Here is a 17,998-nt window from a genome sequence, read left to right as displayed (position 1 = left end):
GTTCACCTCACGCAGGCCGCGCCGTATCCTGAAGACCATGGCCAAGCAGGACAAGGGCGCCAAGAAAACGGCGGCCAAAGCACGGCGTCAGGAAACCTGGGGCCGCATCAAGCAGATCTTCGAGGCGTTCAAGATGCAACGCCGGGAGGACAAGCTACTCCTCCCGCTGATGCTCGGGGCGTTCCTCGGCGTGACCGTCGTGGTGTTCCTGCTTGGCATGATCTGGGGCCTGCACTGGGTTTTCCTGCCCGTCGGACTGGCCTTCGGCCTGCTCTCCGCAGTGATCATCTTCGGCCGCCGGGTCCAGGCCAACGTCTACCGCAAGGCGGACGGCCAGCCCGGTGCCGCCGGGTGGGCCCTGGACAACCTTCGCGGCCGCTGGGTGCTGACCCAGGCCGTGGCCGGCACGGCCCAACTCGACGCCGTGCACCGGCTGATCGGCCGCCCCGGGGTGGTGCTGGTCGGCGAGGGTTCCCCGCACCGGGTCAAGTCGCTCATGGCGCAGGAGAAGAAGCGGGTCGCCCGGCTGATCGGGGAAACCCCGATCTACGAGTTGACGGTCGGCAATGAAGCGGGCCAGGTTCCGTTGAGCAAGCTCCAGCAGCGCATCATGAAGCTGCCCCGCAACATCGGTCCGGGCCAGGTCGACGCGATCGAGAACCGGCTTTCGGCGCTGGCCAGCCGCGGCAACGCACTGCCCAAGGGCCCCATGCCACAGGGCGCCAAGATGCGCAATGTGCAGCGCGCCGTTCGCCGCGCGAAGTAACCGCGCGAAGGTAACAGGGACAATAAGCGGGCCCGGGTGCCGTGAACCCGGGCCCGCTTGTTCGTCACGCCCGGTCAGCGGCGGAGGACGACGGTGCCGGTGAGGCGGTCGTGCCAGGAGCGACCGTCGAAGTTCCACATCACCGCCGGGATAATCAACAGTGTCAGCCCGCAACGCAGCACCGCTCGTGGCAGCCCGACCATGGTCGTCCCGTCGATCCGGGCCACCCAGATCCGCACCACGGCCATGCCCGGTGTGAAGCCGAAGAAGGCCACCGGGATGACGGTGATCAGGAACCAGGTCAGCAGGCTCCAGTCGCCGGGGAACTTCGGCGCGGTGAACGCACCGGTGATCAACGCCGCCAGCAGGATATCGATGACGAACGCCAGCAGGCGCTTGCCCGGCGGCGCCGCCGATCCGGGTCCGTCCGCGGGCAGGCCGAGCTTCTGGCCGCGCCAGCTGGGTCGCGCCTCGTTCGCCTGCTCCCGCACGTGGTTGAATGCGCTCCTCGGGCCGCCCAGCCACGAGCCGATGACTCTTCGCACGTCACCCAGGGTACGTGGCTCCGCAGTACTGCCGATGGAGCAGCACAATCGGCTGCTTCACGCAAGCCCTACCCCCCGAACAGGTGGATGTTAACTCCCGCGAAACATTCAGGTGACGGCAAAGCAACACCCGTGACATAACGTAGGCTCTGAGCCGGCGGCGGATCTTTTTTGGCATGGCGTCGGTGAGCTTACGAGTGCGTGAAGGAGCCACCGAGGTTGTTCAAGAATCCTGACGAGGTCCTGCGCTTCATCGCCGATGAAGACGTGAAGTTCGTCGATGTCCGGTTCTGCGACCTGCCGGGCGTGATGCAGCACTTCACGGTGCCGGCCGCCGCGTTCGACCAGGATGCGTTCACCGAGGGACTGGCCTTCGACGGCTCGTCGGTGCGCGGCTTCCAGTCGATCCACGAGTCGGACATGCTGCTGCTGCCGGACCCGTACACCGCCCGGGTGGACCCGTTCCGTGCCGAGAAGACCCTGATCCTGAACTTCTTCGTGCACGACCCGTTCACGCTGGAGCCCTACTCCCGTGACCCGCGCAACATCGCGCGCAAGGCCGAGCAGTACCTGGCCGAGTCCGGCGTCGCCGACACCGCGTTCTTCGGTGCCGAGGCCGAGTTCTACATCTTCGACTCGGTCAAGTTCGGCGAGGCCGCCAACAAGACCTTCGCCGAGGTGGACTCGATCGAAGGCTGGTGGAACACCGGCCGCGACGAGGACGGCGGCAACCGGGGCTACAAGACCCGGATGAAGGGCGGCTACTTCCCGGTCTCCCCGTACGACCACTTCGCGGACCTGCGCGACCAGATGGTCAAGCAGCTGATCGGCTCGGGCTTCACCATCGAGCGCGCGCACCACGAGGTCGGCACCGGTGGCCAGGCCGAGATCAACTACAAGTTCAACACGCTGCTGCACGCGGCGGACGACTTGCAGCTGTTCAAGTACGTCATCAAGAACACCGCCTGGCAGCACGGCAAGACCGTGACGTTCATGCCCAAGCCGCTGTTCGGCGACAACGGTTCCGGCATGCACACCCACCAGTCGCTGTGGAAGGACGGCAGCCCGCTGTTCTACGACGAGTCGGGTTACGCCGGCCTGTCGGACATGGCGCGCTACTACATCGGCGGCATCCTGCACCACGCGCCGAGCCTGCTGGCCTTTACCAACCCGACGGTGAACTCCTACCACCGCCTGGTGCCGGGCTACGAGGCCCCGGTGAACCTGGTGTACTCGCAGCGCAACCGCTCCGCCTGCATGCGGATCCCGATCACCGGTGCGAACCCGAAGGCCAAGCGCGTCGAGTTCCGCTGCCCGGACCCGTCCGGCAACCCGTACCTGGCGTTCGCCGCGATGATGATGGCCGGTCTGGACGGCATCAAGAACAAGATCGAGCCGGCCGAGCCGATCGACAAGGACCTCTACGAGCTGCCGCCGGAAGAGGCCAAGAACGTGCCGACCGTGCCGGACAGCCTGGCCAAGGTCATCGACAACCTGGAAGCCGACCACGACTTCCTGCTTGAGGGTGGCGTGTTCACCCCCGACCTGATCGAGACCTGGATCGGCCTGAAGCGGGAGGACGAGATCGACCCGATCCGCCTGCGGCCGCACCCGCACGAGTTCTCGCTGTACTTCGACGTGTGATCGGCTGACCAGTCCGGCGAAACGGGGTGGGGACTTCGGTCCCCACCCCGTTTCGCGTTACCCAGCGCGGCGGCAGCGGGTGTTATTAACCGGTGGGATTTGTGGCCGCAACGACGGCCCCCAAGGTCAGATCCCCTGCCAGGGCGGTAACCGCGCACCGACCGCGCCGGGCTTGAACCGCAGCAGCGCGCCGGCGTAGGGGTCGGCGAGCAAGGCGAGCTCGTCGTAGCCGAAGCACGCCGACGTCACGTACATCTCCTCCAATCGCGACCCGCCGAAAGCCAGGCTGGTGATCCGCCTGGTCGGAGCCCACAACACGGTTTCGAGGTCGCCGCGCGGGGAGTACCGGTGGATCCGGCCGGTCCAGTGCATCGCGACCCACACGCAGCCCTCGGCGTCCACCGCGACGCCCTCCGGGCTGCCTTCGGACTCTGCGCACACCGCCCATTGCCGCCCGGAATACGCCCGCGCCTGGTCCACGTCGTAGTCGTAGACCCAGATGGTGCGGGTGTCGACCACGTACATCCGCGAACCGTCCGGGCTCCAGGCCAGGCCAGCGGCGCTGGTCACTCCGTCGACCAACAGCCGGGCCCGGTCACCGTCGAGCACGTACAGCGCACTCGCCCGCAGGTCGCGGTTGTGCGTTACCGTGCCGGCCACGAACCGCCCGGCCGGGTCGCAGGCGCCGACGCCCATCCGGTCGCCGCTGCGCACCTGCACGACCGGTTCCAGCGCGGCACGCCCTAGGTAAATCCGAGAGAAACCGTTCCCGGCGGCGGCGATCAATTGGCCGTGCCGGGTAGTGCCGAGCGCGGTGACCGCACCCGGCAGCACCCGCACTTCGTCGACACCGGAATCCCGGCTATAGGTGTGTAATTCGCGACGCAACAAGTCCACCCAATACACGCAATTGAGCGCCGACATCCACAGCGGGCTCGCCCCGCACAGCGCCTGCCGGTCGACGAGCAGCTCGAAGTCCTCGGACATCAATCCCCCATTTCCGAACCATGCCCGCCTTCCCTCGACCGCCGAGACTACTGGTGAATTCAGGAATTCGGGACCGCCGACCGGGTTTCGGCGAAAGCCGTCCAATCAGGACCCGATCCGGGTTACCCGGCGATGCGTCATCTGGGCTACGGGATTACCGCCGCTTCACGCAGCCGAACCAATTCCCCCAGGTTTGCCCGAATAGTCCACGTTGCACGCCCGTCGCAGTTCAGCGACCAGGAGACCGGGAAACATCCCGGACGAAGCGAACCCGATGGGTCCCCGACCGTCGTAATTGCGGTGCACGTGCATCTCTTTCGGCGTCGCCGAGAACCGGCTCGAAACCCGTGCTCCGGTGAAAACCGATCATCCGGTGCGGTCGGGGACGTGATGCAGTTAACCCGGCTGCGACCGGCAAGCAGTATCGACGAATTCGGCGCACAGCCGAGGCACGAGTCCGGTGCGGCGCAGCGCCGGCTCGACACTGACAAAGTGGAGGTAGGCGTCTTGGGATGGTCGAGGGGCCGGAATCCGGCCAGAAACCCCGCTATTAGGCCATCTCGGGCCGCCACGAAGTTCGTGCTGAAGAAAATGTTGCCGGAACAACCGAGACGCCGACTGCGACAATGCGCCGACCGCAGCCGGACTAGGGGAATCCGGCCACCAGCGCCGCCACGATCCGCGAATGGCCACGGTCTTCGGCCTGGCGCGGCGGACCGGTCACGCCGCCACCGCGGTGGCGCGATCAGGAGCCGTAAAAAACCCGTTCGACCACGGCGCGAGCGCGCCGCGTCACCCGGAGGTAATCGTCGACGACCTCGCCGGTGTCCACTCCGGCCGGATAACCCAACGCCGCCGCAACCGCGCTCAGGTCCCTCGTATGCTTGGGAAGCTGATCGTCGGGTTTGCCACGCACCAGCATCACCGCGTTGCGCACTCGCATCGCCAGCGTCCATGCCTCGATGAGCTCAGCGGCGTCAGCGGCCTCCAGCAGGCCGACGTCCGTCGCCGCACGCAGCCCGTCCATCGTCGAAGTGGTTCTTAGTTCGGCGAACTCGTGCCCGTGCTGAAGTTGCAGCAGTTGCAATGTCCACTCGACGTCGGCGAGGCCGCCGCGCCCGAGCTTGGTGTGGGTGGCCGGGTCGGCACCCCGTGGCAGCCGCTCGGAATCCACCCGTGCCTTGATGCGGCGAATCTCCCGGGTCTTGGACTCGTCCAGTCCGCCCTCGGGATAGCGGATCGGGTCGATGGCCCGGCAGAACTTCTCCCCCAGGTCCCGATCGCCCGCCACGGCTCGCGCCCGAAGCAGGGCCTGCGCCTCCCACGCCTCGCCCCATCGCCGGTAATACGCCAGGTAGGAATCCAGGGTCCGTACCAGCGCCCCCTGGCGCCCTTCCGGTCGCAGGTCGATGTCGACCTCAAGCGGCGGATCCTGGCTCGGCGAACCGAGCAGCCGCCGCACCTGCTCCACGACGGAGGTGGCGAACCGGACAGCCGTCCGCTCGTCGGCCCCGCCGGCGGGCTCGCACACGAACATCACGTCGGCATCGGAGCCGTAGCCGAGCTCGGCACCACCCAAACGCCCCATGCCGATCACCGCGATCCGCGCCGGGACCTCGCCTCCCGACCGGCTTGCCACGTCCCGCATGGACACGTCCAAAGCCGACTCAAGCACCGCCACCCAGATGTTGGACAGCGCCCAGAACACCACAGTGGGTTCCATCAGACCGAGCAGATCACCGCACGCGATGCGCAGCAACTCGTGCCGCCGCAACGACCTCGCGGCGGACACCGCGCGCTGCGGTTCCGAGTACCGCGCGACCGCGCTGCGCAGCGACGTCGATGCCTCCATCGGATCGCGGTCGGCCAGTGCCGCAGTGTCCGACAGCAACCGCAACACCTCCGGTGCGCGCACCAACAACTCCGGCACCAGCTTCGAGGTGCCCAACAGCTGCGCCAACCTCTCCGCGACCACACCTTCGTCCCGCAACAACCGCAGGTACCACGGGGTTTCGGCCAGCGCCTCGGACACTTTGCGGTAGGCGAGCAGGCCACCATCGGGATCGGGGGTGCTCGCCAGCAGATCCAACAGCATCGGCAACAACGTCCCCTGAATGCTTGCCCGGCGCGACACGCCGGACGTCAAAGCCCCAATGTGCCGCAACGCGCCTTCCGGCGACGTGTAGCCGAGCGCAGCCAGCCGCTCGACGGCCGACGACGTGGTCAACCGCAATGCGTCCGTGGGCACCTTCGCGACCGCTTCCAGCAAGGGTCGGTAGAACAACTTCTCGTGCAGGCGGCGAACCCTGTTGGCGTGCCTGCGAAAGTCCGTGACTAGGGCCTGGGCGGCGGTGTTCCGGCCGCTGGAGCGCAGTCCCACGGACCGGGCCAGCACACCCAGCGCGTCGCTGTCGTCGAAGGGCGGAAAGAGGTGGGTGCGGCGCAATTGCCGCAGTTGCAACCGGTGTTCCACCGTGCGCAGGAACCGGTAGGAGTCCACCAGGTCGGCTGCGTCCGTGCGGGCAACATATCCGCCCTCGCCCAACGCCAGCAATGCGTCCAATGTGGATGTCGAACGAAGCGAGTCGTCGCTGCGACCGTGCACCATTTGCAGCAGCTGCACGGCGAACTCCACGTCCCGCAAGCCCCCGCGGCCGAGCTTCAACTCGCGCTCGACCAACTCCGAGGGAACATGGTCCTCCACCCGCCGCCGCATCGACCGTACGTCCGCCACGAAGCCCTCCCGCTCCGCGGCAGTCCACACCAAGGGCTGCACGGCTTCGAGGTAGCGGGCACCAAGCTCTTCGTCCCCGGCCACCGGTCGTGCCTTTAGCAACGCCTGGAACTCCCAGGTACGGGCCCATCTGCGGTAGTAGCTGAGGTGGCCGTCAAGCGTCCGCACCAATGCACCGGCCTTGCCCTCCGGGCGCAAGGCCGCGTCGACCTCGAAGAACGCCGGGCTCGCCACGCGCATCATGAGGCTGGCCAGCCTGGTCGCCGCCGGGATGTCCGACTCGTTGTCTGCGACGAAAACCACGTCGACATCGCTGACGTAGTTCAGTTCCCGTCCGCCGCACTTGCCCATCGCGATCACCGCGAGACGAGGCACGTCGTGCACCCCTGACCGCTGCAGTTCGGCCACGGCAACCGACAGTGCCGCTCGAATCGCGGCTACTGCCACGTCGGACAGTGTCGCGGCGACGTTCTCGTAGGGCAGCGACGGCAACGACGGCTCCGCGACGCTCCCCATGTCGTGCCCGGCGACGTCCAGCAGCAGTCCGCGGTAGGTGCTGCGCAGGGCGCTCACGGCGTCGGGACCGTGCAGCTTGGCGACCGGGCCATCCGGGGTTCCGGGCGTTCCGCCGCCAACCGCCCCCACCGAGGCGAGCAGCACCGACGTGCGTTCGTGCAGGGTGCTCGGCTGGACGGCGTCCGAGCGTAGTCGACGCCAGTCCGCCGGATGCGCCACGAGGTGATCGGCGAACGCCGTCGAATCGCCGAGCACACCGAACAACCGTCCCCGCAGCCCCACGTCATCGGCAAGCTCGTGTGCCAGCTCCGCCCAGCAGTCCGAATCGAGGACTTCCCGGAACCGGTCCAGGGAAAACAGCGCGAGGTCCGGGTCCGGAGAGCGGGACAGCGCGGCCACGATCGACGCGGCTTGCTCCGGACCTGCGTCGGACCACCAGCCGGCTCGTCTCAGCTGGGCCTCGGCCCGTGGCGCGTCGCTGAATCCGTAACGCGCGGTGGACGGCACTGAGCCCGATCGCGACGAACTGCTGTTGGCCATATCCGAACCGTAGTCCGCATCGAATGCCGGCGAAGACCCGACCTGGGGACAATTCACGCCAATGGCAGGAATCGGCTGTTGCTGCGTTCCTCTGGCGGCGTGGCGACCAGCCGCACGAAACGCTCGGCAACCGGTCGCCACGTTTCGGCGAGATCGGCGTGGAACTCGTGAAGGTGCTCGGGTTCCAGTTGTCCCGGGCGAATCGTTGCCGCGACCTCCGGGGATTGCCTGGCCCAATCCAACACCACGTCCGGCGTGGTCTCGATGTGGAACTGCAACCCGTACGCGCAGTCCCCGACCCGGAACGCCTGGTTATCGCACTTCGGCGAGGAGGCGAGCAGCTGCGCCGACGGTGGCAGCATCGTGATCTCGTCGGTGTGGAACTGCAACACATCGGGGGTCAACGGAACCGGGCCAAGCAACGGATCCTCCGCCGCGGCGTCCCGCTTCGCGACCAGCAAGGTGCCGGCCTCCGGTCCTTTGCGCGCGGCACGCACCTGGCCACCGGTCGCGGCGGCGAGCAGTTGGGCGCCGAGGCAGATCGCCAGCACCGGAACCCGCTGGCTCACCGCTTTGCTGAGCAGGGCGCGAACTTCTGCTAGCCAGGGGTGATCAGCGTCGTCGTACACGCCCATCTTGCCGCCAAGCACAACCAGCCCCTGATGGCCGGCGAAGTCCGCCGGTAGCTGCTGCTCTGCCGGGAGCACAACATCGAGGTCCGCACCGGCAGCGAGCAGCCATTCACCTAACTCGGCCGACGGATCCCCCCTCCACGGCTGCACAACGAGAATCCGCACACCACCCATGCCCGTGAGGGTACGTGCCGAGGGTCCGGCCGCCTATCGGGCTTCCGGACGAAATCATGAATTGAGCCGAAACGAAAAAGCCCCTCCTTCCGTTTCCGGAAGGAGGGGCTTCTCCAATTAGTGTGTCGGCGGTGTCTTACTCTCCCACACCCTGTCGAGTGCAGTACCATCAGCGCTGGGGAGCTTAGCTACCGGGTTCGGAATGGGACCGGGCGGACCCTCCCCGCCATCGCCACCGACAACCCACACCCCACCACCACAAGCAGCGGGAAAACCTCGGGTGCCAGAATCAATGACACAAAACCATCTTCGATTATCAACGTGTCTGGTTGTTGTCTCAGACACCGTATAGTGGGTGCGTAGCAATCTTTGTGAACAAGTCCTCGGCCTATCAGCACCAGTCAGCTCCACACGTTACCGCGCTTCCACACCTGGCCTGTCAACCCGATCATCTCTCGGGGGCCTTAACCCACAAAGGGGTGGGAGACCTCATCTAGGAACAGGCTTCCCGCTTAGATGCTTTCAGCGGTTATCCCTCCCGCACATAGCCAACCAGCCACGCCCTTGGCAGAACGACTGGCACACCAGAGGTACGTCCGTCCCGGTCCTCTCGTACTAGGGACAGCCTTCCGCAAGTCTCCTACGCGCGCGGCGGATAGGGACCGAACTGTCTCACGACGTTCTAAACCCAGCTCGCGTGCCGCTTTAATGGGCGAACAGCCCAACCCTTGGGACCAACTCCAGCCCCAGGATGCGACGAGCCGACATCGAGGTGCCAAACCATGCCGTCGATATGGACTCTTGGGCAAGATCAGCCTGTTATCCCCGGGGTACCTTTTATCCGTTGAGCGACACCGCTTCCACCAGCCAGTGCCGGATCACTAGTCCCTGCTTTCGCACCTGCTCGACCCGTCAGTCTCACAGTCAAGCTCCCTTATACACTTACACTCAACACCTGATTGCCAACCAGGCTGAGGGAACCTTTGGGCGCCTCCGTTACCCTTTAGGAGGCAACCGCCCCAGTTAAACTACCCACCAGGCACTGTCCCCGATCCGGATCACGGACCCGAGTTAGATGCCCGGAACGACCAGAGTGGTATTTCACCAACGACTCCACCACAACTAGCGTCATGGCTTCACAGTCTCCCACCTATCCTACACAAGCCGAACCAAACACCAATACCAAGCTATAGTAAAGGTCCCGGGGTCTTTCCGTCCTGCCGCGCGAAACGAGCATCTTTACTCGTACTGCAATTTCACCGGGCCTGTGGTCGAGACAGCGGAGAAGTCGTTACGCCATTCGTGCAGGTCGGAACTTACCCGACAAGGAATTTCGCTACCTTAGGATGGTTATAGTTACCACCGCCGTTTACTGGCGCTTAAATTCTCCGCTACACCCTTACAGGTTCACGGGTCCTCTTAACGTTCCAGCACCGGGCAGGCGTCAGTCCATATACATCGCCTTACGGCTTCGCATGGACCTGTGTTTTTAGTAAACAGTCGCTTCTCCCTGGCCTCTGCGACCACCACCAGCTCCCACCGCAAGGGCGTTCACCAGCAGCGGCCCCCCTTCTCCCAAAGTTACGGGGGCAATTTGCCGAATTCCTTAACCACAGTTCACCCGACCGCCTCGGTATACTCTACCTGACCACCTGTGTCGGTTTCGGGTACGGGCCGTGAAGACACTCGCTAGAGGCTTTTCTCGACAGCATGGGATCACTCACTTCACCACCACGGCTACGCATCACCCCTCACCCCTCATGGCATGCGGATTTACCTACACACCGGGCTACAGGCTTACACCAGTACAACCACTCACTGGCAGAGCTACCCTCCTGCGTCACCCCATCACTTAACTACTACCCCATCAGGCCCCATGCCAGCATGCACATCACCCAAAGGATCAACACACACCAGGATGGTTAGTATCAAAGGATTCGCTATGGACGCATCAACACGGGTACGGGAATATCAACCCGTTATCCATCGACTACGCCTGTCGGCCTCGCCTTAGGCCCCGACTCACCCTGGGCGGACGAACCTTCCCCAGGAACCCTTAGTCATCCGGCGGCAGAGATTCTCACTCTGCACTCGCTACTCATGCCTGCATTCTCACTCCCACACACTCCACACCTGGCTCACGCCGGCGCTTCACCGCATGCAGGACGCTCCCCTACCCAACCATATGTCACCACACAGTTGGCATGGCTTCGGCGGTGCGCTTCAGCCCCGCTACATTGTCGGCGCAGGACCACTTGACCAGTGAGCTATTACGCACTCTTTCAAGGATGGCTGCTTCTAAGCCAACCTCCTGGTTGTCTCAGCGATCCCACATCCTTTCCCACTAAGCGCACACTTAGGGGCCTTAGCCGATGCTCTGGGCTGTTTCCCTCTCGACGACGAAGCTTCTCCCCCGCCGTCTCACTGCCACGCTCAACTCAGGCGTATTCGGAGTTTGGCTGATCTCAGTAACCCGCGAAGGCCCATCAACCAACCAGTGCTCTACCCCACCCAAGCAACCACGCAACGCTGCACCTAAATGCATTTCGGGGAGAACCAGCTATCACGGAGTTTGATTGGCCTTTCACCCCTACCCACAACTCATCCCCCAGGTTTTCAACCCTGGTGGGTTCGGGCCTCCACACGGTCTTACCCGCGCTTCACCCTGGCCATGGGTAGATCACCCCGCTTCGGGTCTACACCACGCGACTAAAACGCCCTCTTCAGACTCGCTTTCGCTCCGGCTACCCCACACACAGGTTAACCTCGCCACGCAGCAGTAACTCGCAGGCTCATTCTTCAAAAGGCACGCCATCACCCGAAGGCTCTGACGGTTTGCAGGCACACGGTTTCAGGAACTCTTTCACTCCCCTCCCGGGGTACTTTTCACCATTCCCTCACGGTACTATCCACTATCGGTCACCAGGGGGTATTTAGGCTTAGCGAGTGGTCCCGCCAGATTCACAACACCCTCCACGAAAGCGCTGCTACTCGGGAACACCACCACACGCGCCATGCAGATTTTCGCCTACGGGACTCTCACCCACTACGGCCGGCTATCCCAAACCATTCGACTAACCCACACAACAACGCTGAAGACTCGGTAGCGTCTTCCAGCAGCGTCCCACAACCCCGCACACGCAACCCCTACCAGGTATCCCACGCGCACGGTTTAGCCTCCTCCGCTTTCGCTCGCCACTACTCACGGAATCACCAGTGTTTTCTCTTCCTACGGGTACTAAGATGTTTCACTTCCCCGCGTTCCCCCCAACACCCTATACATTCAGGCATTGGTAACCCGACATCACCCGGGCTGGGTTACCCCATTCGGACACCCTCGGATCACAGCTCGGTTGACAACTCCCCGAGGACTATCGCAGTCTCCCACGTCCTTCATCGGCCCCTGGTACCAAGGCATCCACCATGTGCCCTACACAACTTGGCCACAAAGATGCTCGCACCCACTATACAGTTCTCAAACAACAACCAAACACACAAGAAAACACACACAGTGTGCTCCCTCAGACACCCAACAGCGAACTGTCTTGTTGACGTTAGTGTGTTCCACAATCCATCGAGCACCCACAGCGGAAAACATTCGCTTCCAAACCATGGACACTCCCAACCCCACAGGAGTCAGAGTGTTATTGCTCCTTAGAAAGGAGGTGATCCAGCCGCACCTTCCGGTACGGCTACCTTGTTACGACTTCGTCCCAATCGCCAGTCCCACCTTCGACCACTCCCCCCACAAGGGTTAGGCCATGGGCTTCGGGTGTTACCGACTTTCATGACGTGACGGGCGGTGTGTACAAGGCCCGGGAACGTATTCACCGCAGCACTGCTGATCTGCGATTACTAGCGACTCCGACTTCACGGGGTCGAGTTGCAGACCCCGATCCGAACTGAGACCGGCTTTAAGGGATTCGCTCCACCTCACGATATCGCCACCCTCTGTACCAGCCATTGTAGCATGTGTGAAGCCCTGGGCATAAGGGGCATGATGACTTGACGTCATCCCCACCTTCCTCCGAGTTGACCCCGGCAGTCCCCCACGAGTCCCCGGCATAACCCGCTGGCAACATAGGGCAAGGGTTGCGCTCGTTGCGGGACTTAACCCAACATCTCACGACACGAGCTGACGACAGCCATGCACCACCTGTACACCAACCACAAGGGAAACCCCATCTCTGAGGCCATCTAGTGCATGTCAAACCCAGGTAAGGTTCTTCGCGTTGCATCGAATTAATCCACATGCTCCGCCGCTTGTGCGGGCCCCCGTCAATTCCTTTGAGTTTTAGCCTTGCGGCCGTACTCCCCAGGCGGGGCGCTTAATGCGTTAGCTACGGCACGGAAACAGTGGAACCCATCCCCACACCTAGCGCCCAACGTTTACGGCGTGGACTACCAGGGTATCTAATCCTGTTCGCTCCCCACGCTTTCGCTCCTCAGCGTCAGTATCGGCCCAGAGACCCGCCTTCGCCACCGGTGTTCCTCCTGATATCTGCGCATTTCACCGCTACACCAGGAATTCCAGTCTCCCCTACCGAACTCAAGTCTGCCCGTATCGACCGCAAGCCCACAGTTAAGCTGCAGGTTTTCACGGCCGACGCGACAAACCGCCTACGAGCTCTTTACGCCCAATAAATCCGGACAACGCTCGCACCCTACGTATTACCGCGGCTGCTGGCACGTAGTTAGCCGGTGCTTCTTCTACACCTACCGTCACCCGAAGGCTTCGTCGATGTCGAAAGAGGTTTACAACCCGAAGGCCGTCATCCCCCACGCGGCGTTGCTGCGTCAGGCTTTCGCCCATTGCGCAAGATTCCCCACTGCTGCCTCCCGTAGGAGTCTGGGCCGTGTCTCAGTCCCAGTGTGGCCGGTCACCCTCTCAGGCCGGCTACCCGTCGTCGCCTTGGTAGGCCATCACCCCACCAACAAGCTGATAGGCCGCGGGCTCATCCTGCACCGCCGGAACTTTCCACACCAGACCATGCGATCCAATGTCATATCCGGTATTAGACCCCGTTTCCAAGGCTTATCCCAGAGTGCAGGGCAGATTACCCACGTGTTACTCACCCGTTCGCCACTCATCCACACCCGAAAGTGCTTCAGCGTTCGACTTGCATGTGTTAAGCACGCCGCCAGCGTTCGTCCTGAGCCAGGATCAAACTCTCCAACAATGCCTGTTGAAACAATCCCAGCAGACACTCAAACAATCCCCGAAACCAGGAACCAGAGCGCCATACTCAAAGAAACCACCAACCACACAACCTGCATGGTCGGGGGCATAAAAGAACACTAACCAAAACAGTCCGCTGTTGAGTTCTCAAAGAACACACCCACACCGGGCGCGAACGCCCCGCGGAGTATTTTCTCCGTCGCTTTCTTGTGTCGGTAACTCTAGCAGGCTCTCATTTCGGCGTTTTCAGGGGGGTACCCCGTACTGATCGCTCCGAAGGTCGAGCTCGTTGCTTGAGTTATCAACGCGCCTTGTAGCCTTGTCGTCTACTTGGCGACCGCTTAACGTTACCCGGTGCGCTTCGCAGTGTCAAACTGCGCGCCCCCGGCCGGTGTGCGCTCCGCGGAGTTCGTGTCCGAATCTCCGGGGCGCTCCCGCGGCCGTCCTCGCCAGGCTCTTGCGTCCTGTTCCGTCCGGCCTTCCGTGCGGCGAAGAGAAAGTTACGCACACCCTGCGTGAAAGTCAAATCGCCTGGTCAGACTCTTGACATCACTTCTTCGGTGGATCATGGCTCATTTTTGCTTCGGCCGGAGCCAGAGCTTCACCGTGCTCGCCGAACCGGCCGCGTTGATCGCTTCCAGCAGGTCAGAGGCGGTGACCGGCTTGGTCCGGCCGACCGGGACCAGCTCGTAACCCCAGGTGCCGAACTCACGCAGCGCGGCCGCCGGGTCGTCACCGAGTTCCGCAATCAGGTCGGGTGTGAAAGAGCACACGATCGAAGGACGGTCGCGACGCAGCAAGCGGACCAAGCCGCCGAGCACCCGGTGTACGCGTCCGCCCACGTCGACGTGCACGACCGACAGCTTCAAGTTCCGCAGGGCTTCGTGGTTCTCCAGCTCGCGGTCGAGCCGGACGCCGCGCACGGCTGGGGCTTTGTCCCCGTCCGCCGGGGTGACGGACAGGCCGCCCGCCAGCGACGGCTCCGCCGCAAGCTGGCACGACCCGTCCCACGCCGCGCCTTCTACCATCACGAGTCGATGTCCCCATGCCGCAGGCACGTTGACTTCGATGTTGTGCTTGAGCAAGGCACCGCTGCGTGGGCACGGCTCGACCGCGACTACGGCGCCGCTGTTGCCCAGTCTGCTGAGCACACGCACGGTCTGGTAGCCGACGTAGGCACCGACATCCATGAAGACCCCGTCGGGCTCCAGCAGGGAATCGATCAGCGCCGACACGTCGGTATCCCAGCTCGGGTTCGACGAAAGCCAGGGCAGCATGAAGCTGTCGTCGGCCGGTAGGCGCAGCAGTCCTGCATCGCAGAGCACCGGCGTAGTCGTGCCGTCACCGGCTCCGGTGTTGCGCTCGTGCTCGCGCAGCAGGATGCGTTGCAGGACATTAGTCCGCTGCAACGCATCCGCGGCGTCGTTCGACGCCGTGCGCAGACTCGCCTCCACGCCCGCGTCGCCGGCTTGGCGCTGCTCCAAATCGTCCATCCGGTCGAGGATCCGCTCGACCGCTCCGGTCAGGCTGTCCAGGCGCTCCGCCAGGGCGTCCACCCGTTGGTCGCCGGCCGCGCCGTCTTCGAGCTTTCGAAGCCTGCGGTGCTGGTCGGCCAGGTCGGCGCGGGCCCGGACCATGCCGTCGTCGGTGCCAAGCACCTGGGCACCCAGCTGGTCCTGGCGCCGGACGAGCTGCGTCAGCTCCGCGCGCATCGCCTCCAGGTCGCCCTCGCCGTCCACTTCGTACTGGCGACGCAGCAGTTCGGAAGCGGTCTGCTCGACGCCATCGACGAGCGAGCGCAGCACATCGCGGATGTGCTCGTCATAGTGGCTCAGTGCTTTGAGCACGGCCTTGCGCAGGGCAGGTGCCATTGAGTTCCGGCTGCTGACGCCCACTTCTGGCGCACGGTGCAGCGCATGGCGCGCCACCAGCAGCGGACGCAACGGGTCATCGAACTGGCCGTGGCTGTCCCGCGACCATTTCGTGCGCCAGTTCCGGTACGCGTGCTCCACGCGCTCGCGCAGTCGTGCGCCCGCCCGCGCGACGGTGTGCGCCGCGAGCAGGCTCTCCTTTGCCGCTTCGCCGAAGGAGGCCGTGCCTTCCGGGTCGTCGGCGGCGGCGCGTAGCAGCTCGGCAGCCGCCTCGATGTCCGGTTCACCCGGCCCCTGGCACGGTACGAGACGCGCGGCCTCCGGCCCGAAGAGCTCGGCGATAGCGCCGTGCTCGCCCGCGATAACCGGCACCCCGTGCGCGGCGATTTCCAGCAACCGCAAGACGTGGTCGTCGCCAGCTTCCCCACGGTGCAGTGACACGAAGCAGTCGGACGCCGACAGCAGCGGGTGGATGTCGAGTTCTTCTTCGACCAGGAGCACCCGGGGATCAGTCACGGTGGCCAGACGTAGCCGCTCGGCGGCCTCCGGATGGTCGACCGCCCCGGCGACACCGACCAGCAGGCGCACGTCGTCACGTTCCGGGAATGCCGCCAGAAACGCGCTGACCACCCCGAGCGCGTTGTCCGCGCGTTCGGCCGCGTGGTCCACGAAGGCCCCGAACACGAACTCGTCGGACAACCCGAACCTGGCTCGGGCCCCCTTCCGGGTCGGCAGATCGATCCGGTCGCGCTCGGGCGCGGGCAGCGCGACGACGCGCGTCTTCGTGCCGTTTCGGCGGGCTGCCGCGCGCCTGCTCTCCGACAAGACCCAGGTCTCGGCCACGTCGGTGGCATCGGTCGCGGCGTGGTGGACGTCGATCACGTACCGGCCCGCGGGCACCGACATGCCGGGGTCGCAGCGCAGGACCACGGGATAGTAGGCGGTGTCGGCCGATGGCAGCCCGGAGGCGCGGACGGCAGTTCGCATCAGCTCGGCGAGTTGTCCGTCGCCCAGGACCGCGACACCGAGCTGGTCGACCAAGGCGGTGCGCTTGTCGATCCGGCGGTGCACCGCCTCGGCCGGGACCCGGCCACTGGCCACACCGACGCCCGCGCACCACTCGTGAAATGCCTCCGCGTGAGTGCCGAACGGGTCCGGGTAGTCGCGCCGCAGGATCGGGTCGTCCGCCCATACGGCCGCGGTCCACCGGGATCCGCCGGCCGCACGTTGCCGATCATCGGCCGGTGCGCAGGACCACTCCCGGAACTCCGCCAGCGGACCGTCCGGTTCGAACGGGCTCGGCGGCGGCTGACCGTCCGCGAGCCAGGCGTCGAGGTACTCCCGGCGGAGCGTCTCGGGCAGCACGACCCCGTCGGGCAGGAAGTCGAACGGGTGCGGCTGTTCGCGGGTGTACCCCGCATCGACCAGCGCGTCCCGGTAGCCGGCGCACAGCCCGGCGAGTCCCGGATTCTCGGAGAGCAGTATCCGCGGGCGGTCGGTGTAGGTCGTGGACAGCAGCCAGGGCCGCTGCGGTTGAAAGCCGTCGAAGTGGACGCTGCGCAGCAGGGCACCATCCACGGTGTGCCGGCCGTCGCCCGCCACCACCAGCTCGCGCTGTCCCGCGTTCCACACCGAAAAGCCCACGCCGGGATCGCGGATCACCTGGTGATCGACCAACGCAGGCGCCTCGTCCAGGATCGGCGTCGCCATCGTCGGATCGGCGCGCAGCTGCTCCACCCACGTTGCGAGGAGTTGCTCCGCGCCGGGGCGCACGGCGAACACGCTCGGGTCGAAGGTGCCCGATTCGGCGAGATCCGCGGGGCTGGGGCGCAGGCCGTCCACCGCCAGCGGGCGCAGCACCCGTGGCACCAGGGCGACCGGCCGCTCGTCGGTCAGGCCCGCGACCAGGTCGTCGAACCGGCCGAAGACCTGGACTGAAGGCTCGAAATACAGCAACGTCGAACCGGAGCGCAGCAGGTGCTGCAGGAACCTTGGTCGCAACACGTTGCGCAACTGCTCCGCCGTACAACCCATCGCCAGCCTGGCGAACTCCTGCGCGTCGAGCCCGATGTCGGTGTAGGTCAGGCCGTCCGCCTCCGACCGGTTCGTGCCGGGCAGCTCGACTACCAGCACCGCGAACTGCGCGTTCGGGTGGTGGCGGCGGAACGTTTCGCGGAGCACCCGCGCCGCCGGAAGCTGGTCGCGGCACGCGATGGTGCAGCCGAGCAGGGTGCGGGCGCCGAGGTCGTCCGGGGTTTCGGCCGGCCACTCCGGTTCGCCGAACAGCTCGGCTGGTTGCTCCAGCACACCGGACTGCAGGGGGGATTCCGTGGTGGCCTCTCGGTCGGAACTGCCGGCTGCCACGGGGTCGTGCTGCGCCTGCGAATCAGTCACGCGCGCAACCTATCGC

Annotated in this window: 7 protein-coding genes and 3 rRNA genes; 2 read left to right on the top strand and 8 right to left on the bottom strand. The window is 64.8% G+C overall.

Going from position 1 to position 17,998, the window contains the following annotated elements:
- The first annotated feature begins 37 nt into the window (after positions 1-37).
- Entirely contained in the window at positions 38-766 is a 729-nt protein-coding gene (locus BJ970_RS18290; RefSeq protein WP_184727367.1) for a DUF4191 domain-containing protein, read from the top strand.
- Positions 767-840: 74 nt separating this feature from the next.
- Here BJ970_RS18290 and BJ970_RS18285 read toward each other — a convergent pair whose 3' ends face one another.
- Positions 841-1,311, bottom strand: a complete 471-nt coding sequence (locus BJ970_RS18285) for an RDD family protein (RefSeq protein WP_184727366.1) — start codon at positions 1,309-1,311, stop codon at positions 841-843.
- Positions 1,312-1,530: 219 nt separating this feature from the next.
- Here BJ970_RS18285 and glnA point away from each other — a divergent pair, with 219 nt between their 5' ends.
- Positions 1,531-2,955, top strand: coding sequence for a type I glutamate--ammonia ligase (gene glnA / locus BJ970_RS18280; RefSeq protein WP_184727365.1), 1,425 nt, complete (start codon positions 1,531-1,533; stop codon positions 2,953-2,955).
- Positions 2,956-3,081: 126 nt separating this feature from the next.
- Here glnA and BJ970_RS18275 read toward each other — a convergent pair whose 3' ends face one another.
- The 7 genes from BJ970_RS18275 to BJ970_RS39530 all read right to left on the bottom strand — a co-directional run bounded on the left by BJ970_RS18275 (position 3,082) and on the right by BJ970_RS39530 (position 17,982).
- The gene (locus tag BJ970_RS18275; protein ID WP_184727364.1) at positions 3,082-3,942 is read right to left on the bottom strand and encodes an SMP-30/gluconolactonase/LRE family protein; all 861 of its coding nucleotides are present in this window, start codon (positions 3,940-3,942) and stop codon (positions 3,082-3,084) included.
- 745 nt (positions 3,943-4,687) lie between these two features.
- Positions 4,688-7,732: a bifunctional [glutamine synthetase] adenylyltransferase/[glutamine synthetase]-adenylyl-L-tyrosine phosphorylase gene (locus BJ970_RS18270; protein WP_184727363.1), complete on the bottom strand. Its 3,045-nt coding sequence runs from the start codon at positions 7,730-7,732 to the stop codon at positions 4,688-4,690.
- 53 nt (positions 7,733-7,785) lie between these two features.
- A complete protein-coding gene (locus tag BJ970_RS18265; protein WP_184727362.1) occupies positions 7,786-8,538 on the bottom strand; it encodes a type 1 glutamine amidotransferase in 753 nt (250 codons plus the stop codon).
- A 123-nt stretch (positions 8,539-8,661) separates the two neighbouring features.
- Positions 8,662-8,778: ribosomal RNA gene (rrf, locus tag BJ970_RS18260) — 5S ribosomal RNA — on the bottom strand.
- A 131-nt stretch (positions 8,779-8,909) separates the two neighbouring features.
- A 23S ribosomal RNA gene (locus BJ970_RS18255) occupies positions 8,910-11,983 on the bottom strand.
- A 213-nt stretch (positions 11,984-12,196) separates the two neighbouring features.
- Positions 12,197-13,718: ribosomal RNA gene (locus BJ970_RS18250) — 16S ribosomal RNA — on the bottom strand.
- Together the 16S, 23S and 5S rRNA genes form the textbook arrangement of a ribosomal RNA operon.
- 571 nt (positions 13,719-14,289) lie before the next feature.
- Positions 14,290-17,982, bottom strand: coding sequence for an FkbM family methyltransferase (locus tag BJ970_RS39530; protein ID WP_184727361.1), 3,693 nt, complete (start codon positions 17,980-17,982; stop codon positions 14,290-14,292).
- Positions 17,983-17,998: the final 16 nt, after the last annotated feature.

It is taken from the genome of Saccharopolyspora phatthalungensis, from assembly GCF_014203395.1.
Taxonomy (GTDB): domain Bacteria; phylum Actinomycetota; class Actinomycetes; order Mycobacteriales; family Pseudonocardiaceae; genus Saccharopolyspora; species Saccharopolyspora phatthalungensis.
This window is presented reverse-complemented; position numbering and strand designations above follow the sequence as displayed.